22 protein-coding genes and 2 riboswitches are annotated in these 23,447 nt (G+C 50.9%); of the genes, 11 read left to right on the top strand and 11 right to left on the bottom strand.

What is annotated here, in order from left to right:
• Window positions 1-161: 161 nt before the first annotated feature.
• Window positions 162-346: riboswitch (cyclic di-AMP (ydaO/yuaA leader) on the top strand.
• Window positions 347-439: 93 nt separating this feature from the next.
• The 5 genes from E2980_RS09000 to E2980_RS08980 all read left to right on the top strand — a co-directional run bounded on the left by E2980_RS09000 (window position 440) and on the right by E2980_RS08980 (window position 5,937).
• A complete protein-coding gene (locus E2980_RS09000) occupies window positions 440-1,783 on the top strand; it encodes a TrkH family potassium uptake protein (protein WP_135151845.1) in 1,344 nt (447 codons plus the stop codon).
• 19 nt (window positions 1,784-1,802) lie between these two features.
• On the top strand, window positions 1,803-3,146 hold the full coding sequence (locus E2980_RS08995; protein ID WP_135151844.1) for a TrkH family potassium uptake protein: 1,344 nt from the start codon (window positions 1,803-1,805) through the stop codon (window positions 3,144-3,146).
• Window positions 3,147-3,160: 14 nt separating this feature from the next.
• A complete protein-coding gene (locus E2980_RS08990) occupies window positions 3,161-3,823 on the top strand; it encodes a potassium channel family protein (protein WP_135151843.1) in 663 nt (220 codons plus the stop codon).
• A gap of 43 nt (window positions 3,824-3,866) precedes the next feature.
• Entirely contained in the window at window positions 3,867-5,093 is a 1,227-nt protein-coding gene (locus tag E2980_RS08985) for a cation:proton antiporter (protein WP_135151842.1), read from the top strand.
• A 76-nt stretch (window positions 5,094-5,169) separates the two neighbouring features.
• Window positions 5,170-5,937 (top strand): polysaccharide deacetylase family protein, encoded by a 768-nt coding sequence (locus tag E2980_RS08980; RefSeq protein ID WP_135151841.1) that lies wholly within the window; start codon window positions 5,170-5,172, stop codon window positions 5,935-5,937.
• A 71-nt stretch (window positions 5,938-6,008) separates the two neighbouring features.
• Here E2980_RS08980 and E2980_RS08975 read toward each other — a convergent pair whose 3' ends face one another.
• Window positions 6,009-6,653 (bottom strand): 3D domain-containing protein, encoded by a 645-nt coding sequence (locus tag E2980_RS08975; RefSeq protein WP_338080646.1) that lies wholly within the window; start codon window positions 6,651-6,653, stop codon window positions 6,009-6,011.
• 8 nt (window positions 6,654-6,661) lie between these two features.
• Window positions 6,662-6,823: riboswitch (cyclic di-AMP (ydaO/yuaA leader) on the bottom strand.
• A gap of 77 nt (window positions 6,824-6,900) precedes the next feature.
• Window positions 6,901-7,803 (bottom strand): LysR family transcriptional regulator, encoded by a 903-nt coding sequence (locus E2980_RS08970; protein WP_135151840.1) that lies wholly within the window; start codon window positions 7,801-7,803, stop codon window positions 6,901-6,903.
• A gap of 183 nt (window positions 7,804-7,986) precedes the next feature.
• Here E2980_RS08970 and E2980_RS08965 point away from each other — a divergent pair, with 183 nt between their 5' ends.
• Genes E2980_RS08965 through sdhB form a run of 3 tightly spaced genes read left to right on the top strand, consistent with a single transcriptional unit; the run spans window position 7,987 to window position 11,250 of the window.
• Entirely contained in the window at window positions 7,987-8,658 is a 672-nt protein-coding gene (locus tag E2980_RS08965; protein WP_135151839.1) for a succinate dehydrogenase cytochrome b558 subunit, read from the top strand.
• 57 nt (window positions 8,659-8,715) lie between these two features.
• Window positions 8,716-10,473 carry a succinate dehydrogenase flavoprotein subunit gene (gene sdhA, locus E2980_RS08960; RefSeq protein ID WP_135151838.1) on the top strand — a complete coding sequence of 586 codons (1,758 nt, stop codon included), beginning with the start codon at window positions 8,716-8,718 and terminating at the stop codon, window positions 10,471-10,473.
• A gap of 3 nt (window positions 10,474-10,476) precedes the next feature.
• Window positions 10,477-11,250 (top strand): succinate dehydrogenase iron-sulfur subunit, encoded by a 774-nt coding sequence (gene sdhB / locus E2980_RS08955; RefSeq protein WP_135151837.1) that lies wholly within the window; start codon window positions 10,477-10,479, stop codon window positions 11,248-11,250.
• A 763-nt stretch (window positions 11,251-12,013) separates the two neighbouring features.
• Here the strand turns inward: sdhB and E2980_RS24145 are convergent.
• From E2980_RS24145 to E2980_RS08925, 6 genes are all read right to left on the bottom strand, one after another.
• Entirely contained in the window at window positions 12,014-12,586 is a 573-nt protein-coding gene (locus E2980_RS24145; protein WP_167747044.1) for a hypothetical protein, read from the bottom strand.
• Window positions 12,587-12,697: 111 nt separating this feature from the next.
• Window positions 12,698-13,828 (bottom strand): TolB-like translocation protein, encoded by a 1,131-nt coding sequence (locus E2980_RS08945; RefSeq protein ID WP_135151835.1) that lies wholly within the window; start codon window positions 13,826-13,828, stop codon window positions 12,698-12,700.
• Between the two features lie 4 nt (window positions 13,829-13,832).
• Window positions 13,833-15,320, bottom strand: coding sequence for a sensor histidine kinase (locus E2980_RS08940; protein WP_135151834.1), 1,488 nt, complete (start codon window positions 15,318-15,320; stop codon window positions 13,833-13,835).
• Window positions 15,317-16,000 carry a response regulator transcription factor gene (locus E2980_RS08935; protein WP_135151833.1) on the bottom strand — a complete coding sequence of 228 codons (684 nt, stop codon included), beginning with the start codon at window positions 15,998-16,000 and terminating at the stop codon, window positions 15,317-15,319. The genes E2980_RS08940 and E2980_RS08935 overlap by 4 nt, the downstream gene beginning before the upstream one ends.
• Before the next feature lie 21 nt (window positions 16,001-16,021).
• Window positions 16,022-16,957 (bottom strand): M15 family metallopeptidase, encoded by a 936-nt coding sequence (locus E2980_RS08930; RefSeq protein ID WP_135151832.1) that lies wholly within the window; start codon window positions 16,955-16,957, stop codon window positions 16,022-16,024.
• A gap of 209 nt (window positions 16,958-17,166) precedes the next feature.
• On the bottom strand, window positions 17,167-17,475 hold the full coding sequence (locus tag E2980_RS08925) for a winged helix-turn-helix transcriptional regulator (RefSeq protein WP_135151831.1): 309 nt from the start codon (window positions 17,473-17,475) through the stop codon (window positions 17,167-17,169).
• Between the two features lie 159 nt (window positions 17,476-17,634).
• Here E2980_RS08925 and E2980_RS08920 point away from each other — a divergent pair, with 159 nt between their 5' ends.
• Both E2980_RS08920 and E2980_RS08915 read left to right on the top strand, forming a co-directional pair.
• Window positions 17,635-18,036: a DoxX family protein gene (locus E2980_RS08920; RefSeq protein WP_135151830.1), complete on the top strand. Its 402-nt coding sequence runs from the start codon at window positions 17,635-17,637 to the stop codon at window positions 18,034-18,036.
• A 23-nt stretch (window positions 18,037-18,059) separates the two neighbouring features.
• Entirely contained in the window at window positions 18,060-18,764 is a 705-nt protein-coding gene (locus E2980_RS08915) for a pirin family protein (RefSeq protein ID WP_135151829.1), read from the top strand.
• A gap of 200 nt (window positions 18,765-18,964) precedes the next feature.
• Here the strand turns inward: E2980_RS08915 and E2980_RS08910 are convergent, their stop codons facing one another.
• Complete coding sequence (locus E2980_RS08910; protein ID WP_135151828.1) at window positions 18,965-19,777, bottom strand: histidinol-phosphatase; 813 nt, start codon at window positions 19,775-19,777, stop codon at window positions 18,965-18,967.
• A 21-nt stretch (window positions 19,778-19,798) separates the two neighbouring features.
• Window positions 19,799-20,701, bottom strand: a complete 903-nt coding sequence (locus tag E2980_RS08905; protein WP_135151827.1) for a LysR family transcriptional regulator — start codon at window positions 20,699-20,701, stop codon at window positions 19,799-19,801.
• A 515-nt stretch (window positions 20,702-21,216) separates the two neighbouring features.
• On the opposite strand from E2980_RS08905, the gene E2980_RS08900 reads away from it, so the two are divergent.
• Window positions 21,217-22,467: an MFS transporter gene (locus tag E2980_RS08900; RefSeq protein ID WP_135151826.1), complete on the top strand. Its 1,251-nt coding sequence runs from the start codon at window positions 21,217-21,219 to the stop codon at window positions 22,465-22,467.
• Window positions 22,468-22,488: 21 nt separating this feature from the next.
• On the opposite strand, the gene E2980_RS08895 is transcribed toward E2980_RS08900, so the two are convergent.
• Window positions 22,489-23,436 carry a zinc dependent phospholipase C family protein gene (locus E2980_RS08895; RefSeq protein WP_167747043.1) on the bottom strand — a complete coding sequence of 316 codons (948 nt, stop codon included), beginning with the start codon at window positions 23,434-23,436 and terminating at the stop codon, window positions 22,489-22,491.
• Between the last annotated feature and the right edge of the window lie 11 nt (window positions 23,437-23,447).

The raw sequence follows: 23,447 nt of genomic DNA, 5'->3' as shown, positions 1-23,447 counted from the left end.
TTCATCGAAAATGAAAGCAATCGGGACGATAATCATTGTCCGAGGGCATAACCATGCGCATGATAAACTAAAAATCGTTCAAATGAGTCGGTTTGCCCCCTTTTTGGTGTTGTCCCCCTCAATAGGAAAGACTATAATTCGATGGTACGTCTTTACACAAACTTAATAGCTAGCCGAATTTCTTAACGAAGAAAACGGGGGACCCAACCAATCGCGCGTACAACAAGTTTAATTGTATTCGCAGATCCCGGGGTGAATTCCTAACCGCGCTTCAAGCGCGATGGATAGGGCGGCCTGTTCGAGCCCGAACCCGACAGCTAACCTCGTAGGCTAATTGCGAACAGGACTCGCGTGCGAATTTGAAGCACTGGGGTTCCAGTGCTTTTTTTGTTGCGTGAATTTCGTGAAATGGCGTGAATAAGCGTTAGAGGTGACTAAGTTGTTTAGAAAAGCAATACGATGGTTTAGCGCATCGCCGCCTAGAACCCTCTTACTAGGATTTACGTTTATTATCTTCGCAGGGGCTCAATTATTGAGGTTGCCCATTTCGTCGGCGAACGGGGAAACCATGTCGTTCGTCGACGCCTTATTTACCTCAACCTCGGCCACTTGCGTTACCGGATTGGTCTTATTCGATACGGGAACTTATTTTTCCACCTTCGGGCATTGGGTTATCCTCTTGCTTATCCAGATTGGCGGAATCGGTTTTATGACGATGGCGACGTTGTTCGCGCTCATCTTGAGAAGGAGAATATCCCTCAAGGAACGCTTGATCCTCCAAGAATCCCTCAATCAAGGGAGTATCGAAGGGCTTGTCAGGTTAGTAAGAAAGGTCATATTCTATGCATTGGCGTTAGAAATGGTCGGAGCTGTATTGTATTCTGCCCGATTCGCGTTAGATATGCCTCTTGGCCAAGCTATTTATCATGGTATTTTCCACTCTATTTCTATTTTCAATAACGCGGGTTTCGATTTATCGGGCGATTTTAGCAGCTTTTCCAGCTACTCCACCGATTTATTTATGAACGTCGTCTCGATGGTGCTGATCATTCTTGGCGGTTTTGGGTTTATCGTTCTTGCGGATTTGTTCGAAATTCGGAAAAAATGGCAATTTTCCTTACATACTAAGGTGGTTCTAGGCGTATCTGCCGGATTAATAATAATTGGCGCCGTAATCATTTTCCTCTTTGAATTCACGAACGATCGATCCATCGGCAACGACGCTTTCGGACATAAATGGCTTGTTTCCTTATTCCAATCGGTCACTACGCGCTCGGGGGGCATTACGACAGTCGATATCTCCGAGTTCCGGCAAGCTACGCAGTTTTTTATCATTATTCTCATGTTCATCGGCGCATCGCCCGGTTCTACGGGCGGGGGAATCAAGACGACGACCTTCGCGGTACTCGTGGGAGCCGTTCTCGCCATGATTCGCGGAAAAGAGGATGTCGTGTTATTTCGTATGCGATTGTCGCAGGAGAGGGTGTACAAGGCGGTTACGGTAACTTTGTTCTGTATCGGGATCGTCATGCTGGGTACGATGGTTCTCGCTACGACGGAGGATGCCGCTTTCTTGAAAATCTTATTCGAAGCGACCTCCGCGTTCGGAACGGTCGGCTTATCCATGGGATTAACGGGTAATTTAACGGTAGCCGGAAAATTGACGATCATTTTTCTTATGTTCATTGGCCGATTAGGTCCGCTGACTCTGACATATGCGCTTGGTCCTAAGCCCGGACGGGTCCTTTATCGTCATGCTGAAGGAAAAATCATCATCGGATGATGGCGGAGGGATTACGATAATGCGGAATTTTTTACGATCCATCTTAGCTTCGCCGCCCAGAATTCTGGTTCTTGGATTTGCAGCTATTATACTGCTCGGCGCGGGCTTGCTTATGATGCCCTTCGCTCATACGCAGGATGTCACTCCCCGTTTCATCGATACGTTGTTCACCGCGACGTCGGCTATTTGCGTGACGGGGTTAGTCGTAGTCGACACGGGAACTTACTGGACGACCGCAGGACAGTTGATTATCTTATCGATGATTCAAATCGGCGGACTTGGCTTCATGACGATGGCGACTCTGTTCGCGATCGCGCTTAAACGACGGATATCGCTGAAAGAACGGCTTGTTCTGCAGGAAGCGTTTAATCAGACGAGTATCGAGGGGATTATCAGGCTCGTTCGCAAAGTCGTTATCTATGCGCTATCCATAGAGCTTATAGGCGCTATTTTGTTCGCGATCAGGTTCATGTTCGATATGCCGACCGGCGAAGCAATCTACAAAGGCGTGTTCCATGCGGTATCCTTCTTCAACAACGCCGGTTTTGATATTATGGGCGACTACAGGAGTCTTGTTGACTACGTGGGCGATCCGATGGTCAATATCGTGGCGATGCTGCTCATTATTCTGGGCGGGCTCGGGTTCGTCGTACTCGCCGATTTGGTTGATATCCGCAATCCAAAGCGCAAATTATCGCTCCACTCGAAAGTCGTGCTCAGCATGTCCGGTTTCCTGATCGTAGCGGGCGCTGTCATAATCTTTATTTTCGAATATACCAATGGACGGACAATGGGGCCGCTTGGCTTCGGAGAGAAGATATTAGCCGCATTCATGCAATCCGTAACTCCTCGTACGGCAGGAGTTAACTCCGTGGATATCGGAGCATTAAGGCAAGCGACTCAGTTTCTTCTAGTCATCTTCATGTTTATCGGGGCGTCTCCCGGTTCCACGGGCGGAGGAATCAAGACCACGACGTTCACTGCGCTTATCGGAGCCGTTATCGCCATGGTGCGGGGCAAAGAGGATGTCGTGCTGTTCAAGTACAGGTTGGCGCAAGAACGGGTATACAAAGCATTAACCGTTACATTGTTCGCGTTCGGTCTCGTCATTACCGCGACGATGCTCTTGTCCACGGTAGAAGATCAACGATTCCTCATGATCTTATTCGAGGTCACGTCCGCATTCGGAACAGTGGGATTGTCGATGGGTCTTACGGCCCAATTGTCCGTGGCGGGCAAAATCATCATCATTCTCATGATGTTCATCGGGCGGCTAGGGCCGTTGACCTTGACGTATGCGATAGGACCTAAGCAAGGCCGAATGTTATATCGTAACGCGGAAGGCAAAATCATAATCGGGTAGGGGACATTTATCACATGAAAATGAATCAATTCGTTATTATAGGATTAGGCCGGTTCGGCTCAAGCTTAGGGAAAGAGCTAATCAAGCTGGGTTATGAGGTGCTTGGCGTCGATCGCGACGAGGAGAAGGTTCAGGAGCTTTCCCACATCCTCACCCATGCCGTCGTCGCGGATGCCACGGAAGAAGAAGTGTTGCGTTCTATCGGCGCCCGGAACTTCGATTGCGGCGTAGTGGCGATCGGGGACGATATTCAGGCAAGCATCTTGGCTACGATCCTGCTGAAGGATCTTGGCGTAAAGAAGGTGGTGGCCAAAGCCGTTTCCGACTTGCATGGCCGTGTACTGGAGCGTATAGGCGTTGACCGGATTATCTATCCGGAACGGGATATGGGGGTTCGGGTAGCGCATCAACTCGTGTCGCCAAACTTGCTAGATTATATCGAGCTATCCAAACAGTACACGATCGCGGAGCTTGCGGTACCGCAATGTCTGTCGGGCAAGTCGCTGGACGACGTGAATCCGAGAGGTAAATTCGGCTGCAGCATCGTGGCTATCAATAAGCCCAAAGGCATTATTATCGCTCCCGTGGCCAAAGACGTATTGTCGACGGACGACGTGATGGTCGTCATCGGCACGAATCAACAAATCGAGGATTTTCAAGAATCGATCGGGCAGTAGCCCGGTCGGTTTGTTGATCAAGGGATAAGGCGGGATTCATCTGATGGAAAACGGGGTTATGCAAACGGTCCACCATCTCTTGCTGCTGTTATTGCTCGTCTTCGGGACGGGGATCGTAGCGGGCAGGTTAGCGGCGTTGCTTAAATTGCCTGACGTGGTCCTTTACATAGGGGCGGGTATGCTGTTAGGACAAGGCCTGCATTTGATTTCGGAAGAGAGCAGTTCTCTCACGAGTCAAATGATTCTAGCTGCCGGGTCGGCACTAATCTTGTTCGACGGGGGACGCAACATCAGATGGCATGGCTTAAGGCAGGTTGCGTTATCCGTGACGTTGCTTAGTACGGTTGGAGTTATCCTCACTGCCGGCATTACCGGGTACGTGGCACACGAGGTATTCGGGATCGATTGGACGACTGCATTGCTCATCGGGGCCGTCATTTCCTCGACGGATCCGGCGACGATTATCCCCGTGTTCCGCCAGGTGAAGGTGCGAGAACGGCTTAGGGAGACGGTGGAAAGCGAATCCGCATTCAATGATGCGACCGGTTCGATCCTGACTTTCACCTTGTTGGCCGCCATAACGAGCGGACATTCTCCAAGCGTAGGCGCTATTTCATTCGATTTCTTGAAAACGGCCATTGGAGGAATAGCGGTAGGGGTCGGTCTTTCCCTTGCAATGACGTTCTTAGTGGCGCATGCCAAATGGGGATGGTTCAGGGAGTATGCGGCGATATCCATGATTTCCGTCGCTTTGGCTGCCTATTTAGTAGGGGATCTCCTGCATGTTAGCGGGTTGATGGCTACCTTTACGGCGGGGCTCGTATGGGGGAATGGGCATCATATTGGATTGTCGATGAAGGACAAGATGACGGAGATGGGACACGTCGCGGACAACGCGTCCGTCATGATGAGAATGTTCATCTTCATCCTATTGGGAAGCCAAGTCAATTTCTGGCTTCTGGGCGAGTACTTGTGGCCATCCCTTGCGGTCGTCGTCGTCCTTGTATTTATAGCGAGACCGCTAACGGTTTTTGCTTCGGTCTTGCCCGATTTGCGCACGCGCTGGACATGGAAGGAAATGCTATTCATGTGTTGGGTAAGGGAGACCGGCGTCATCCCGGCGGCCTTGTCGGGCATGATCGTCGCTAGCGGGATCCCTTACGCGGACCGCGTGGCGGCCGTCGTGCTGATGGCTATCGTGTTCACGATTCTAGTGCAAGCAAGCACGACCGCATGGCTTGCCCGAAAGCTGGGCCTAGAGGAAAAGTAATCATTAAATCGTGAATGAAAACCATCCCGTTCGCTCAGGATATAAATAAGATGAGCGGTAATGGGAGGATGGCCAGATGACGATTTCGCGTTGCAGAAAAGCGGTGATGGTGCTGTTGGGCACCGTCACCCTTTTGTCTTTGTGGGGAAATGAATCTGCCGCGAAAGCAAAGCCTTCAGGGATTGATTGGACCGAATTGGAGCGTAAATACGATGGCGTATTCGTGTTATCCGCCTCTCGCGGCTCGCGCAAAGTCGCTTTAACGTTCGACGATGTGCCGGATCCGCGGTTTACTCCTAAAGTACTTGATGTGCTCAGGGACAAGAAAGTTCGGGCAACCTTTTTCGTCGTGGGAACTCGCAGCCTGAAACACCCCGACTTGGTCAAGAGGATTCATAAAGAAGGTCATAACATCGGCAACCATACCTACAGTCATCCGGATCTATCGAAGCTGCCTTTTGCAAAGGTGAAAGAGCAAATCAGCCGTGCCGAGAATGCGATCGAGGGGATTGTCGGGTTCAAACCGAGGCTCGTGCGTCCGCCTTACGGGGAAATATTGCCTAAGCACTTGGAATGGGCGAAACAACGAGGGTATACGGTCGTCAATTGGGACGTTGATTCTTCGGATTGGCGCCAGCTGAACGCGGATCAAGTCTTCCGGAACGTGACCCGTTCGGTTAGGCCGGGCTCCGTCGTTCTCATGCATGCAGGAGGAGGCGAAGGGCAAAGCTTGACCGGGACGGTAAAGGCGTTGCCGCGGATTATCGACTGGCTTCGAAATCATCATTATGAACCGGTTACCTTGACGGAATTGTTGTCCATACCGGAGAAAAGAAAAGGATAGAAAAAAAGAGCTATCCCAAGCATGACGATCATGCCATGGATAGCCCGTTTGCGCTCAGGCGCAAGCGTTGTCTATTTCAATATATACACCTTCACGCTTTGATAACCGAATCCCGATACGAAAGAGCGGGAACCGGGAACGAAAATGTCGATGCGATTGCCTTTGATGGCTCCGCCTTTATCGGTTGCGGTAGCCACTAGTCCGCCCGATGGCAATCCGGAGAAATCGTATCCCGTAATGAACACTTTCGTTCCGAAAGGAATCACCTTCGGGTCGACCGCGATGGTTCCAAGCTTGAGAGGATTGCCGAAATAATCGACGGGGCCCCATTTGCCGTTCTCTTCCGCGGAATCCGAATAGGCGGTCGCTTTAATGTCCATGACTTTGGAGAAGGACAGCGATTGACCGCTGGAAGTCGTGATGGATTGCGCGGTTATCGTCGGTTCTTTCGCGGCTGCGGGTTTGGACATGGCAGCGGCATTGCTTGGGATGACCAGCTTCAATCCTGCGTAAATGTTCAGCGGATCCACTTTAGGATTAGCTGCCATTAGCTTCTTGACCGGAACGTTAAATTGCCTGGATAGCTTCCAAAACGTATCCGTATCTTTAGTCGTATAGGGCGTTGCCGCATTCGCGGTTAATGCCGGAAGCATCAAGGCCGTTCCTAACACCAGTGCCGCAGATCGCATGCTCAACTTTTTCCAATTGTACATCATGTTTAAACTTGTCCTCCTAGAATTGGCCGGCGAGGTTAGCTGTCGGATTCGGACTGGGAGATCAGCCCTACGCAATGATTGCGATTCACCCCTAGTACATTACGGTTAGATATCCGATATGTACTTTGATTCTTTTCCCCCGCACCAGTCGGTTTTGGCCGGATTTTGATTCTGTAAGAGGTTACCACAATAGGGTAGTCTTTAACACCGGGAAATAAAGGAAACAAGCCGCTAAAGCTTGCGTGGCTTACTCTTTGTGAAGTTTCGCTCGGCGGGCAAAATAGGCAACCGTTTCCTCGATTAGGTAGCGCGTGGAAGGCGGGAGCCAGGCGGGATCGCCATGAATAAGAGAAGTGGTCCGTTTCGTTTCCTCAAGCTCGCGGATGCGGACAAGATAAAGGTCGTTATCCTCGAGCACTTGGTCGCGCAAATAAGATTTGGGGAGCAGCGTACCCGCCCTGCAAGCCGATAACAGGCGAATGATCGCCTCGAAGGAATCGATCTCCATTCTGACGTCCGGCTTCAGATTGTAAGTCCGGAATAGCTCGTCCGTCAGCGTTCGGTACCAAGTGCCTGGCGCGAACAGGATCATCGGCAGCCCGTGTAAATCCGCCATCTCCAAATGCGTTCTTTCTAATATAATGTGGGTTTTCGGAAGAACAAGAATAAGATGATCGTCAAACAAGGGTAAACTGGTAATAGCCGGGTCATCTACGACGGAGGAAGCGACGATCCCGAAATCAACCTTTCGCTCCTTCACCAAAGTGGAAATTTCGTGGGATTTGCCGGTAATCGCTTTGATCTCCAGATTAGGATGCTTCTCCGTCATCGCGGTAATGAGTTCCGGCAACGTGGTTTGGAGGGTAGTTAGGCTGGCTCCGATCGTGGCTAAGGGAGCTTCCGAAGACTTGAACGCGTTCAGCTTCTGTAAATAGGTGCCGTGGAAGCGACGCAATTCGAGTGCGAATTCATAGGTCACCTTGCCTGCCGCGGTTAATTCCAGCCTTTTGCCGATTCTTCGGAAGAGATCGACCTCGAGCTCGGATTCAAGCCGGGCAAGGCGCCGGGAGAGCGCCGGCTGAGAGAGGTTAAGCCTTTCTGCCGCTTTGTTCAAGCTGGTTAGTTCCACGATCGTCGCGAATAGTCTCATATCTTCAAGCAGAATGTTCCACTCCCTTATGCGTATTTGTTATAAGTTTTAATATTAAATAAGCAGTTCCATTATAAGCGAAAATAGAGTAATCTTAAAAGCGGTGACAAAGGTGCCGAATATCAAGATTATAGGTAGTCTACTTTGTCTAAGCACGGATGCGAAAGGAGATCGAACACAAACATGGCAGGTAATTCTTATTTACCGAGAAAGCTTCACTCGCTGCTCGGCGTAATCCCGCTCGGACTGTTCATCATCGAGCACGCGTTGGCGAACTATACCGCCTATGAAGGGGGACAGGAGGGCTTCGCGAAAAGCGTCGATTTCTTGAATAGCGTTCCCTTGGTTTTCTGGTTGGAGTTATTCGTGATTTGGCTGCCGATTTTGTTTCACGGGGTGTATGGATTGTACATCGCTTACCAATCCAACGTAAACACGGGAAGATTCAGCTACGGCCGAAACTGGGCATTTACGTTGCAACGGATAACGGGGGTTATCACCTTCATTTTCGTTGCTTGGCATTTTTACGAAACGCGATTCCAAATTATTTTAGGGAACGTAACGCACGAAGAGTTGGGACAGCACATGAATGGTATCGTAAGCGATCCGCTCGTTTTTACGGCGTATATCATCGGGGTGCTGGCGGCAACGTTCCATTTCGCGAACGGGTTATGGGCGTTCCTCGTTAGCTGGGGAATTACCGTTGGGCCGCGCGCGCAGAAGGTTTCTTCTAATATCTGCATGGTTATCTTCGTGATCGTAGCGGCTTTGTTCTTGTTGTCCTTGTTCGCGTTCCGCAGCGATGAATTCGCATCGGCGGCAGCAACGGCGCTAAGTTCAGTTACGATAGGTTAAGCATAGGCTTTCGAAGTAAGTTTGCTCGGCAAACTTTTTAGGAGGAGAAGATACTTAATGGCAACTCAAAAAGTAATCGTCGTCGGCGGCGGACTTGCCGGACTGATGGCGACGATTAAAGCGGCTGAAGCGGGAGCGCGGGTCGATCTGTTCTCGTTAGTCCCGGTAAAAAGATCTCACTCCGTATGCGCCCAAGGCGGCATTAACGGAGCGGTAAATACAAAAGGCGAAGGCGACTCCCCATGGGAGCATTTTGACGATACGGTATACGGCGGGGATTTCTTGGCTAACCAACCGCCGGTTAAAGCGATGTGCGAAGCGGCGCCGGGAATTATCCATCTGATGGATCGGATGGGCGTTATGTTTAGCCGTACTCCGGAAGGATTGCTTGATTTCCGCAGATTCGGAGGCACTCAGTATCACCGCACCGCTTTCGCGGGCGCGACGACAGGACAACAGCTGTTGTACGCGTTGGACGAACAAGTTCGTCGCTGGGAAGCTGCCGGGCTCGTGCAGAAATTCGAGCATTGGGAATTTACGTCCGTCGTGATCGACGACGACGGCGTATGCCGCGGTATCGCGGCGCAAGATCTTCGCACCATGGAGTCGGTCACGTTCCGCGGGGATGCGGTTATATTGGCAACGGGCGGTCCGGGAATTATTTTCGGCAAGACGACGAACTCGGTCATCAACACGGGTACGGCAGCAAGCGCGGTGTACCAACAAGGCGTTTACTACGCGAACGGGGAATTCATCCAAATTCATCCGACGGCGATTCCGGGAGACGACAAGCTTCGCCTCATGAGCGAATCCGCGCGGGGAGAAGGCGGACGAATCTGGACGTATAAGGACGGCAAGCCTTGGTACTTCCTCGAGGAAAAATATCCGGCGTACGGGAATCTCGTTCCGCGCGATATCGCGACTCGCGAAATCTTCGACGTCTGCGTAGAGCAGAAGCTCGGCATTGACGGCGAGAACAAGGTTTACCTCGACTTGTCGCATAAGGATCCGAAGGAGCTTGACGTTAAACTCGGCGGTATCATCGAGATTTACGAGAAGTTCATGGGAGACGATCCTCGCAAAATTCCGATGCAGATTTTCCCTGCGGTTCACTATTCCATGGGCGGAATGTGGGTCGATTACAATCAAATGACGAATATTCCCGGCTTGTTCGCTTGCGGGGAATGCGAGTACCAATATCACGGCGCGAACCGTTTGGGCGCGAACTCGCTTTTGTCCGCGATCTACGGCGGCATGGTCACCGGACCGAAAGCGATCGAATACATTCGCGGCTTGAAGAAGTCCGCGGAAGACGTTGCCGAGAGCGTGTTCGAGCGCGAACGCAGCAAACAAGCGAATAAATACGAGTCGATCCTGAAGATGGACGGCACGGAGAACGCTTATGTTCTTCACAAAGAGCTTGGAGAGTGGATGACGAACAACATGACCGTCGTTCGTTATAACAAGAAGCTTGAAGAAACGATCAGCAAGATCAAAGAGCTTAAGCAGCGTTACCAGAAGATCAACATCAACGATACGGCCCGTTGGAACAACACGGGAGTGGCGTTCACCCGCCAGCTGTGGAACATGATGGAGCTGGCCGAGGCAATGACGGTAGGCGCGTTGATGCGGAACGAAAGCCGCGGCGCGCATTACAAACCGGAATTCACCGAGCGCGACGACGACAACTTCATGAAAACCACGAAAGCGAAATGGACTGCCGAAGGTCCGGAAATTACGTACGAGGACATCGACGTCTCCTTGATCGCTCCGCGGAAACGCGATTACTCCACGAACAAGAAGAAGGAGGGCTAAGCCATGGCGGTAACGACTACCACGACAACTGCAGCACGAAAAGTTAAGTTTGTCATCACGCGCCGGGAGCGTCCGGAAGCCTCCCCATTCACGGAGGAATTCGAAGTTCCGTATCGTCCGAATATGAACGTCATCAGCGCGTTGATGGAAATCCAGCGGAATCCGGTTAAAGCGGACGGCGAGAAAACGGCGCCGGTCTGCTGGGAGTCCAACTGTTTGGAGGAAGTATGCGGCGCATGCTCGATGGTTATCAACGGCAAGCCGCGCCAAGCTTGCAGCACGCTTGTCGACAAGCTGGAGCAGCCAATCCGTCTTGAGCCGATGTCTACGTTTCCGGTCGTCCGCGACTTGGTCATTAACCGCGAGCGGATGTTCAAGGCGTTGAAGAAAGTCAAAGCGTGGATTCCGATCGACGGAACCTACGACCTTGGACCGGGGCCGAGATTGGCCGAATCGAAGCGCCAATGGGCTTATGAATTATCCAAGTGCATGACATGCGGCGTGTGCCTAGAGGCATGTCCGAACGTTAACGAACGGAACAGCTTTATCGGTCCGGCCGCCATCTCTCAAGTGCGTTTGTTCAACGTACATCCAACCGGAGAGATGAACGCGCACGAACGCTTGGAAGCATTGATGGAGGAAGGGGGCATCGAAGGCTGCGGCAACTCGCAGAACTGCGTCCGTTCCTGCCCGAAAGGCATTCCGCTAACGACTTCCATCGCCGCGATGAACAGAGACACGACGAAGCATATGTTCAAGCAATGGCTTGGAATGTAAATTTTCGCGACCGCTGAGCGGGGGTATTCCCCGCTTGGCGGTTTCTTTGTTTGCTTAACAACCCGCCAACCCGCCAACCCGCGAACCCGCCAACCCGCGAACCCGCCAACCCGCCAACCGCCAAACCAGTAACCCAGCAACCCAGCAACCCAGCAACCCAGCAACCCAGCAACCCAGCAACCCAGCAACCCAGCAACCCAGCAACCCAGCAACCCAGCAGCCCAGCAACCAGCAACCCAGCAACCAGCAACCCAGCAACCCAGTAACCGAGATAATACTTGGGAGTTGCAACTCGTGGGAAATTTATTATGTTGTTCGCGGACACACGATCCGCTAATTCCTATAAATCGCTCGATTCTAGCACACATGAGGACACACGATGCGCTATTTAAGGGTTAGTCGGGTGGAATCGCAGGTTTTGGGCATAATAGCGGATCGTGTGTCCGTCAAGTAACCGAAAACCGAGGTTTGCTAACACATAACGGATTTGGTGTCCGTCAATGCAAACCCATCCACCCAGCAAACCCAGCAAACGAGATAATACTTGGGAGTTGCAACTCGCGGGAAATTTATAATGTTGTTCGCGGACACACGATCCGCTAATTCCTATAAATCGCTCGATTCTAGCACACATGAGGACACACGATGCGCTATTTAAGGGTTAGTCGGGTGGAATCGCAGGTTTTGGGAGTAATAGCGGATCGTGTGTCCGTCAAGTAACCGAAAACCGAGGTTTGCTAACACATAACGGATTTGGTGTCCGTCAATGCAAACCCAGCAAACCCAGCAAACCCAGCAAACCCAGCAAACCCAGCAAACCCAGCAAACCCATACATGCAAGTCTAAGGGCGTACTTTATAAGTTCCTTTTCTCCGAAGAGGGAGGGATCCGTTGGAGCTTCGACTGATTGGAATTGACTAAAAAACAAGCGCAACAAGGTTATGCATATCTCCGGATGATTGCATACGTTATCGTAGGACAAGGGAGCCACCCGATAACCGATACCTTGCAAGAACAGCTCCCGGTTCGTTTCATTATCGAAGCCTTTGCGGTCCATATCTCGCACGTGGGTGTTATAGCCTTTAATTTCAAATAAAATCGTAACGTTCCAAGGCGACTTCCAAGCGAAATCGGCGAAATAAGATCTGCCCCGCCAATCCGTGATCTCGAACTCGGGATGCAAGTTGTCTAAATTACCACTAAGAACCCACCAAACATTGCTCAAGAACAGCTTCTCGCCATGAAAATTTCGGTTGAGCAATCGCGCCTTTCTTTCGCCTCCACGTAACTCCACATGAACGTTCATAAACTTCTCATAAGCCTGTTCGAATTCCATTAACTTAGCCTCCTCCAAAATAAAAAGAACGCCCCTTCCATTGAAAATGGACAAGGACGTTCTTCGTCACGTTAGTGTTATTGTAGACGATAATGCTCAACCCGGCAACGGTTAGGATCCGCTAACCCTCACTAAATAGGTCACGTACCTGTTGAGCCTGCTCTGATCGTCCGGTTGGGTGGAGGATACCATGAGACGGGTGCCGGTCGGGCTCCAGCGCAACGGGTCCGCGATGAATTTGACATCCACGGTGAGGGGGGCTGACAAACCGGTTGACGAATTGGACACATAAATACCTCGAGCTGTTCCGTTCGAAGTGATTCCCGCGTAAGCTAATTTGTTCCCATCGGGCGACCAAGCCGTGCCGAATATTTGCGAGTCTTGGGCTATCGCGAAGAGAGTCTCGCCCTTTAGGTCCGTGATAAGAAGCTCCATGTCTCCGCTCTTTATTCTTCGTACGATAGCTAGCCGTTGCTCATCCGGCGATGGAACCATCCAAACGACGTTGCTTATCGGTAAAATCTGCGGCTTCTCCTCGGATTCCTTTACATACAGAGATCCTTTAAGAGAGGAGTAATATAAACGGCCATTCATATAAGCAAGATTAGTGACGAAAGGGATTTGGCTATCCAGCAACAATCGCGGTGCCGAACTTCCCATGCTGGCCAAATAGATCTTCCCGTCAATGGTCGCGTATACGACGGATTCGTTATCCACCCATCTGCCGTTCTGGACGTCCATCGCATCGATATCCGTGAAGGATTGCGCCTTGCGCGAAGGAATGTCGTACAAGTACCCTTTTCCCGTATTGCTTTGCAGGAAAAACGTTTTGTAGAATATCTGGGTTCTATCCGGGTTGACTTGAGCGTAGCCTTGATGCTCGTTAGCCTGCAACAGAGGGGTTTGAACGCCGGATTCAAGCGATTGGACGTAGATATTGTGCGGATACCAATCTAATCCATCCGCCTTCTCGGGAGTTCCGAAATCGCGATTCTCCTTATCCACGATAATTTCCTCTTCGTCAAGCCAATCCAACCCCCGAACGTCATCCAAACGAACGAGAGCATCGACGACCGATTCCTCGTAAGTGGTTCTCTCCGGATTTTCGATAACGGTAATACGTTTGTTGTTGGGAGTTTCATTTCGATCGCCGACCACAGTATCTTGAAGTTGACAACCTACTAAGGTGAGCAGGAGTAGGGCCGATAAGGATAATTGTCGAAATGTTTTTTTTAAGGGCATCGCATTAATGCACCTCCTTGTTGGTTGGCGATAGGAAGGATGGAAAAGTCAGTTCAAACACCGCGCCGTTTTCCGAATCCAGAAGTTCGATGGTTCCCCGGTGCTTCTCGACCAATTGCTTGACGAGCGAGAGCCCTAACCCCGTGCCCCCGCTGTGCCTGGAACGATCGTTATTCACCGTGAAGAAAGGTTCGAATATTTTATCGCGGGCTTCCGCCGGAATCCCGATTCCCGTATCCGCGATTTGCACGGTTACCCGATCTCCCTCGACCCGGTTGGCAACGATGATTTGCCCGCCAGGCAAGTTATATTTAATGGCATTGTCGAACAGATTGATCAGGATGTGCATGACGCTCTCGCGGTCCGCCCAGATCGCAGCGTCCTCCAAGTGAAGAACGATGGTCACCCCGAACCTATCCGCCTTAGCCTTCAGTCTGCCGGCGATATCGAGCAGCATCTCCCGCAAGTCGACCCGTTCGGGATGGAATTCGAAATCATACTTTTCCAACGCCGCGATCCTTAGAATCATATCCACCATCTCATGAAGCCGGTCGGTTTCGAGCCGGATATGATGAAGGGCATCGTTACGCAAATCCGTATCGTCCCTGTACAATTCCATCAATTCGGAATAAGCCTTAATGGAAGTGAGCGGCGTCTTGAACTCGTGGCTGATGTTGCCGATGAATTGCTTCTGTTGTTGCTCGAGTTTCTGCAGTTTTTCCACGGCTTGGCGAAGTTTGGTTTCCTCTTCCATCATCGCGGTCATGCTGCCTTGGATTTCCGAACTCATATAATAGATGCCTTGGCTTAGTTGTCCCAGCTCGTCTTTGCGCCGAAGGGGAGGCGATGCCAAGAACGCGCCCTTGCGGATTTGTTCCGCGGCTAGGTTAAGCGCAATGATTGCCGATGTCGCGCGTTGGAAATAAAGGTAGCCCAAGATAAAACTGACGGCAAGCACGGCAGCGCCAGTAATCACGAAGAGGTTCGCTATCGTATCGTAGAATCGGATATCGTTCATCAACGGATAATGAAACTGAATAACGCCCATCTGGCGATCAGGTCCTTGAAGGGGAGTCAAATAAAGCAACGAATCGCCCTCATGCTCGCGCTGGTAGGCAATCTTCCCTCCAAGAGCTATCGCCAATGCATCTCCCACGTCATAGGCGGAGCTTAGAGGGACGGAATCTCCAACCTTCTTGCCGGAATTGTCGTATAGAACGACGTGCAATCCGGAATATACCGCTAAATCCATCGCGAACTGCTGTCCGCGGGTACGAAGAAACGGTTGAGCCTCGATGGGAGGCGATGTGAGGTAGGCTTGCTTGATGCTGAGATTGGCGATCCTCGTTTGCTGTAAGAGCTCCTTCTCCATGCGAAGCTGCTGCTGCTCCTTGATTCCCCGTAGAACGAAGAGACTCAAGACAAAAACCGTCAATAAGAGGAGCACCGCTAGAAAAAGGCTAAACTTGATTTTAATGCTAACCGCGGTCATGGCGCTTTTCCTACCGCCTTGTATCCGACGCCGAATACGGTTAAAAGCATGCGTTGCCCGGAATAGCCTAATTTTTTGCGCAGGCGCTGCATATGAATGTCGACCGTTCTCGTCCCGGCAGCGTACTCCATCCCCCACACGGCATCAAGCAATTCGTCCCGCGTATACACGCGTTCGGGGTGGGAGAGCAGTAGAACCAGCAGATCGAACTCCTTAGGCGTCAATTCTACGGAGTTCCCCTCCACAAAAACCGTCCTTAGCTGAAGGTGCACCGTTAATGGTCCCAACTCCAACGATTCCGTTTCAGGCTCCTTTTTCTCCAAGCGGCGCAGGAGTGCCTTAACCCGGGCGATGAGCTCCCTTAGATCGAAAGGTTTGGTCATGTAATCGTCGGCGCCCATTTCCAAGCCGACGATCTTGTCTACGATATCGTTTTTGACGGTAAGCAAAATAATGCCCATGTTGGAGCGGTTATCGAGTTTGCGGCACACCTCGTAGCCCGTCATCTTGGGCATCATGACATCGAGCACCATGACATGCGGTTGAAAGCTTAACGCTTTGTCAAATGCTGCCTGGCCGTCATATACGGTCTCTACCTCATAGCCTTCCTTGCGAAAGGCATAAGAGATAGGATTAGCGATTCCCGGCTCGTCGTCGGCAATCAAAATTCGCTTAGTCATCGATTCACCCGGTTAGTTAAATTAGGATTTCTGTCCGATCGCGACGGCTGCGGCTTCAAAATATTGCTCCAGCGTCACTTTCTTCTTAGTAATGTCCTTAGCGAGGTCTTTTCCAACATAACGGACGTGCCAAGGCTCGTAAGTATATCCCGTTATGGACTCTTTACCCTTCAGGAAACGGATGATAAACCCATGGTCCTGCGCGTGTTTGGAGAGCCATTTTCCTTCTTTAGTATCCGCGAAGCTTTCCTCCAAAGCAAATCCGACGCTAGCGCTGGAGATGTCCATGGCCAATCCGGTTTGGTGTTCGCTCTGTCCGGGGCGAGCGCTCGTGCGGTTGGCGACTTCTTCTCCTTTCTTATCGGCGTTGCTCTGGAAGATGGCTTTCTGGGTAGCATATGATCGGTATCCGGATACGGCTTTCAGGTTAATGCCGTCTTTCTTGGCTGCCTTGAAAAGCGATTCGAGCGCCTTGGCGGCTTCTTTGCGCATTTGCTTCTTGGGCGAATCGCCGGAGAAAGAGAACGGCACGTCGGGAACGACAAGGTCCTTCGGCGCATAGTCGGAAGGGAGATTGCGTTTTTTGTTGACTAAAGCGTACAGGCTTGCAGGATTCGTAATAACGGCAAGACCGTTTGTTTTCTTGATCGTCAAACTGGGCAGGTTATCCGCCAATATGGACTGGAGCGCCGTTTCCGTGATCGGAGTATCTACGGTTTCGGTAGGCGTAGGTTTAGGAGTTGGCTTGGGTGTTGGCTTTGGCGTTGGCTTTGCTATAGGCGGGTTAGTAGCTTCAGGACTTGCCGTTGGCACGGCAGACGGCTTGTCCGAAGCGGGCTGAGCGACGGGATCTGCCGACGCATCGGTTTTCGCGCCATTTAAGGCGGTCACCTGAGACCATAAACCGCTAACGACGACGGCGCCGGCGATTAAAGTAATGGCGGTTCTCTTTTTCATTCATCTCTCTCCTTCAATACATTCGTATGAATGTAAGATTAAGAGATTGATGTAACCGCGTTATATCCACGTGTATCAAAGTTGTAAACTTTTATCGAGTTCTATGAATCTATGTCGATTATATGTCTATTTGCGACGACTCAAAAAAATGAGCTGCCTCGCAAGGTCTTGGAAGACCTTACGGGACAGCCCATTTTGTTAACGCCTTATTACATCCAACTTTCGCCCCAATTTTGGATGGAGTGAATGACTTCCTCCAAATTACGGCCTTTTTCCGTTAACTCATATTCAATGCGCACCGGCATTTCCGGGTACACGGTTCGAGTGAGAATTCCGCTTGATTCGAGCTCCTTCATGCGATCAGTCAGCATTTTATCGCTCATTTCGGGAATTTGCTCTTTAATTTCCTTAAACCGTTTGGGACCGCCGAGAAGCACGCGGATAATAAGTCCCGTCCACTTCTTGCCCAATAACTCGGCAGCCGACTCGTATTTGGGGCACATTTTGGAATAGTCCATATCGATTCCCCCTTCGTTTACATTTTAGCATACCCACTTCATTAAAGTAAGTGATAAATTAATTATATATAGTTACTTGACAAAAGTAAGTAATAATCTTAATATTAAGATTAAGCAGAAACAACTTCTTGCTAAACAAAACGAAGGGTGTGGGTTATTATGATGGAATGGGGAATATTGTTGCTTAGAGTCGTTATCGGATTATTGTTCGCGGGACATGCGATGCAGAAATTAGCAGGGTGGTTCGGGGGCTACGGACTAGGAGGTACCGGCGGGTTTTTCGAATCGATCGGGATTAAACCCGGACGTACGATGGCATTGCTGGCCGGCCTTGCGGAATTAGCGGGAGGATTGCTGATCGCTTTCGGGTTGTTAACTCCGCTAGGGGCAGCTTTGATCGTTCTGACTATGCTGATCGCGATCGTTAAGGTACATGGGAAGAACGGACTCTGGAATACGCAGAGCGGGTACGAGTATAACCTGGTTCTGGCCGTTGTTGCGGTAGCAATTGCTATGATTGGCCCAGGCGATTATTCACTTGATGCACTTTGGGTAAACTGAAGTAAACGAGGAGGCGCATGACGATGATTTCCATTCAACGCGCAGACGAACGTTATTCGGCCGATCATGGCTGGCTAAAGTCGAACTTTAGCTTTTCATTCGCCGACTATTACGATCCTAAATATTTGCAGTTCGGTCCAATGAGGGTATTAAACGACGATTCAATCGCCGCGACGGAAGGATTCGGCATGCATCCGCACCGGGAAATGGAAATCGTAACGGTCGTGCTGAGCGGAATCCTGGAACATCAAGACAGCCTTGGTAACCGCGCGGAAACGACTTGGGGCGGTGTTCAAAGGATGTCGGCGGGGACCGGGCTTTTCCATTCGGAGTATAATATCTCCAAGGATGAGCAGCTTGACCTTCTGCAAATGTGGTTCATGCCTAATGTGAAGGGCGTAACCCCTTCCTATGAGACGACGGAGTTCGATAAGGACGGGTTGGCCGACGTTCTGGTGCCTGTCGCTTCAACGAACGGAGTAGAAGGAAAAGTCGCGCATCTGAATCAGGATATGACCATTTATTTGTCGGAACCATCAGCAGGGAAACCTTTAACCTTTACGCAACCGGCGGGCAGAAAAGTATTCCTTTTCGTGCTCGAAGGCGATGTTAGCGTCAACGGCGAAACCAAGCTGAGCGTTCGGGATGCCGCTCGTATCGAAGACGTGCCCGAACTGACCATCGTCAGCGATGGAGGGGCTCGCATCCTGTTGATTGATTTACCTTAACCGTCCATTTTGTTACACAATTGAAACATTCCTGTGATCTGCCTGTCGTAGAGGTTGGATATTATAATAAGCAAGACCCCCTTTTTTCATATGATTGAAGCCTGCCACCGTTGGCGGGCTTCCTTTTTTTTGACAAGCCAAAGAACAATAATAGGCCGTCCCGGTTGGGACGGCCTTATTCGACACCTCTGTCTTTGATCTTATAGCGGGACGATAACCTTCTGCTTCTGGCGGAAGAAGACCCAACGGCTGAAACCGATCTCGCGAAGCCGTTTCTGGACGAGCTCCCATTCGTCGCCGACTCTCTCGGGGATGTGCGCATCGGAACCGAAGGTCACGTCGACTCCGAAGTGTAACGCTCGCTCTAGCAAGACATCGGAAGGATACCATCCGCCGACGGTTTTCGTGCTTCCGCTCGTGTTGATCTCGATGGAAATCTCGTTAGCCGCAACTGCCTTCAATGCCTCGTCGATTTCGGATTCTGCCCCGGGAATGTTGGCGAACAGAGGGAAGTAGCCCTTCATCGCGTCGATATGCCCGAGCACTTGGAATAAACCGCTGTTCGCGGAATGGCGAATCAGCTCGTAATAATGCTTTTTCTCGTCGATTTTCTCCGCTTCGTCCTTGCCCTTCCACCGGTTGCGGTTAAAAATGCTGACACCCCGGGTTTGGTGCACGGAGCCGATAATGTAATCGAAGGGATAAGGCTCATAGGCTGAACGATATAGATCGATTTGATCGATATAGAAGTCGGATTCCACTCCGAGCAGCACTTCGATTTGGTCTTTGTATTTGTCCTTAAGCCGAAGAACCTCGGCTATGTAATTGGGAAAATCGCTTCTCGCCATCGCTATGCCGGGTTTGGGCTGATCGTGTTCATGGGCAAAATAAGGCGAATGGTCGGAGATTCCGATAACCTGCATGCCGGCTTTGATGGCCGATACGATATAATCGTTGATTTTACCCGTAGCGTGGCCGCATCTGTCATGGTGCGTATGCAAATCGAATTTCATGTCATCTCTCCTCGTTCATTATTATTCACTGCCGATAAACTGATCCTCCGGCATCCCCTTCAGGTCATTCAGGAATTGCCGCATCGCGCTATTGACGTATCTGCCCGATTTGGTCATGACGCCAACGGGATGGCTCACCTCGAGCTCGTTTACGGAGATCATCTTAAGCGTGCCCCGGCGCAACTCTTCGGCGATCGAGAGCTTGGAGACGACTGCGGCTCCCATATTGAGTTCAACCATCCGCTTGACCTCTTCGCTGCTCCCGAGCTCCATGACGATGTTCGGCTCGATTCCGTGCTCGCGGAAAATCCGGTCAACGAATCTGCGTCCGAGCGTATCCGGGGAAAGCAGGATGAGCGGTATATCCTTGAGCATGCTAATCGTAATCCGCTTGGAGGCGGCTAACGGGTGTTGAGGCGCAACGACGAACTCGAAGGTATCGTAATAGAGGATCGATGTTTCCACGTGCAGGCTTCTGTCGGTCAAGTAACCGATGCCGACATCTACCGTGCCGTTCTCCACGCTTGCGAGTACTTGAGTCGAGGACATGGAGAGAATGCTTGTCTTGATCAAAGGAAATTGGTCTTGAAAATAGGATAGCACCCTCGGAAGAATTTGAATCGCGATGGAGGTCGTAGTTCCGAGCACGATGTGGCCTTGAGGGATTTGGTTCAGATCGGACAGCTTCTGCTTCAATTGCTCCACGATCGCTAATATTTGCTCTGCGTGCTCAAGAAATACCTGCCCTCTATCCGTCAGGGCCACGGGATGGTTACGATCGACGAGAACAGCCTTGAATTCGTCCTCTAGGCTCTTTATTTGCGCGGAAACGGCGGGTTGCGTCAAGTTGAGCACCTCACCGGCTTTGCGGAAGCTAAGCGTCTTAGAGATCGTGACTAATGTCTCTAACTGGCTAATGTTCATTTGATCGCCTCCTGGATTGAATAAATTTATCACCTTAATCAATACATATAAAAAGGATTTGTCGTTATCTTTAATTTCATTATAGGGGATTCTTTTATTCGCCGCAAAGGGTTGTAAACTACTCAAATTTGAGTAGACTTCTATCCGCAGCATCCCGCGTTCATGGCATTGACATTCGCCAAGCATGCAGATAATGCCCTCATGGGGAAGAACATCGGGAAGCACGGAAAAAATGGACCCAGACAGGCAGCATTGAGTTGGCCCGAATTTAGCCCTTGCGGGGTTTCCGCGAGGGGGAGATTCGGGTTTTTGCTACAATATCAGAAAGTATAAAATTCTATGTCTTTATACTCATCTAATAGCACGATACAAACGTGTACCGCCGTCCCAAAGACAGCGAAGTCGTTTTACTTGTATTAAATAATGTTAAATGCCCTATGCGAGAAAGGAAACCGCGCACCTCCCGTCGAAAGTTACCCTCAAACATCGCGTAATGCGAGAGAGGCGACCTCCAAATGGACGATAAAAAGAAGATTAACGCCTGGGTACTGTACGATTGGGCGAATTCGGCTTTCGCTACAACGATCATGGCAGCCGTAATGCCGATTTATTTCATCAACGTAGCGAAAGGGACGGACGGCAGCTGGAGCTTCACGCAGACCGCGGCCGCCATCGTTGTGGCGTTATTGTCGCCTTTGCTTGGAGCGATCGCGGACGTTACCGGAAAGAAGGTAAAGTTCTTAAGGATATTTAGCCTCATCGGCGCGTTCGCCAGCGCCGGGCTTGCCTTCGTCGGACCGGGAGATATGTGGCTGGCGTCGATCATCGTGGTGATCGGGATGGTCGGATTCGGGACGGGAAATACGTTCTATGATGCCTTGCTGAACGACGTGGCTTCTCCCGCGCAACGGGAAAAGGTAAGCGCTCGCGGCTTCTCGATGGGATATTTGGGCGGGGGACTGCTGCTGGCGGTAAATCTGGGCCTTATTCTTGGATGGGAATCCATAGGGTTGCCGGATAAAACGGCCGCATCGCAAATATCGTTCGTTACCGTCGGCATATGGTGGATAGTCTTCTCTTGGCCGTTATTTCGAACCATTAAGGATACACCCTCCGCGAATAAAGGAAGCATCGCCGGCAATCTGAAGGCAGGGGCACGCCGTCTGGGAGAAACGTTCTCCAGCATTAAGCGATATCCCGAGCTAATGAAATTCATGCTCGCTTATTGGTTCATTTTCGATGGCATCAACACGATAATCGTCATGGCCGCAAGTTACGGCACCACGATCGGAATTGAAAGCAATGACCTGATTACCGCCTTGCTCATTACGCAGTTCATCGGATTTCCGGCTACGTTGCTATTCGGTAGAATGGCGGATCGGTTGGGCGGCAAGAAGATGCTCCAGTTCTCCTTAATTATGTATCTGATCATCGTAATATTAGGATATTTCATGACTAGCGCGCTTCATTTCTACCTGCTAGCCGGATTGGTGGGTCTCGTGCAAGGAGGATCTCAGGCGACGTCCAGGGCGATCTTTAGCAAAATGATTCCGCAAGGGCGCACTGCCGAATTCAACGGTTTCCTTAGCTTCACGAGCCGGTTTTTTTCCTTCGGAGGGCCATTGGTGTTCGGGCTCGTCAAGCTTATCAGCGATTCAAGCCGCTCGGCCTTATTAGCCGTCGCCTTCTTCTTCTTAGCCGGAATCGTATTTCTTGCGTTCGTTAACTTGACCAAAGGAGAAAGGGAAGCCTTGCAGCAGCCCTAAGCAAGCGGACTGTCGGTTCAGTTATACGGGAACAACGGAATCCGCATACGTAATTCTAGCACCGTCGCAAGGCAGTCCCGTTTCATAAGAAACGTCCCGAAGCAGCTCGCTGAACCGTTCCTTTCGCTCCGCCGCTTGCTCGGAATCTTCGGCCTTCAACCATTCGATTCCCGCAAATGTCGTTGAAAATGCATCTTCTAAAGCAACGTCCCATAAATCCAATGCGCTCGAATGATGGATGACGGTACGATCGGTCGGATCGATCCAAGGTTGGCGGGATTCGTTAAGGACATCCCATTCGGGCAGACGACGCGGCGGGGAAAAGGGAGTGATTTGGCCTAACAGCAACTTGCTTTTCCATCCGGTCGGATCGAAGAAAAGACGCTGAGCCCGCATCATCTGGGCAACGGCACGATCGAGTTGTTCCGCTGTCATTTGCTTGGCGAGAACGGGATAGTGAAGAGAGACGACGCGCAGGAAATCGGTGGCGAAGCCGCCGGGAAGTCGTCCGTCCGTATCGACCTCGGGAATGACCGGAGTCAGTCCGGTAGATATGCTCGCCCGCCGAAATAGAACAGCGGAGTCCAAGGCTGTTTCGTAACGTTGATGATGCCACTTCTTGAAGCCCGAACGGCTGAAGATGAAGGGATGCAGATGCCGGTCCAGAATGTGATGCAATAGAAACCCGAGCGTATAGGCTACCGCCGGATCCGTCATCGGCCGATCGCGGACTTCGTCGAACAAGGAGAGCAGGAACGGCCCGCACCGGACGCCGTGCATGAGGGAACCGAGCTTGTTAAGCGATGTCGAGGGCTGCCAAGGCAAGAAGTGATCATAGAATAGAAAGTCGGGACCTTGGCAACCTAGCTGAAATGCCGTTTTCCAGGAACGGTTTTCCATAGGCCTCTCGGACTGAATAGCACTTAAGACTTCTTTTCCAAATTGAATATGGGCCCAAATATTCGGCAAAATTCTTCCCC

Source organism: Cohnella luojiensis, from assembly GCF_004564235.1.
Lineage (GTDB): Bacteria > Bacillota > Bacilli > Paenibacillales > Paenibacillaceae > Cohnella > Cohnella luojiensis.
Note: the sequence above shows the minus strand (reverse complement) of the source record. Positions and strands in the feature narration are given on the sequence as shown.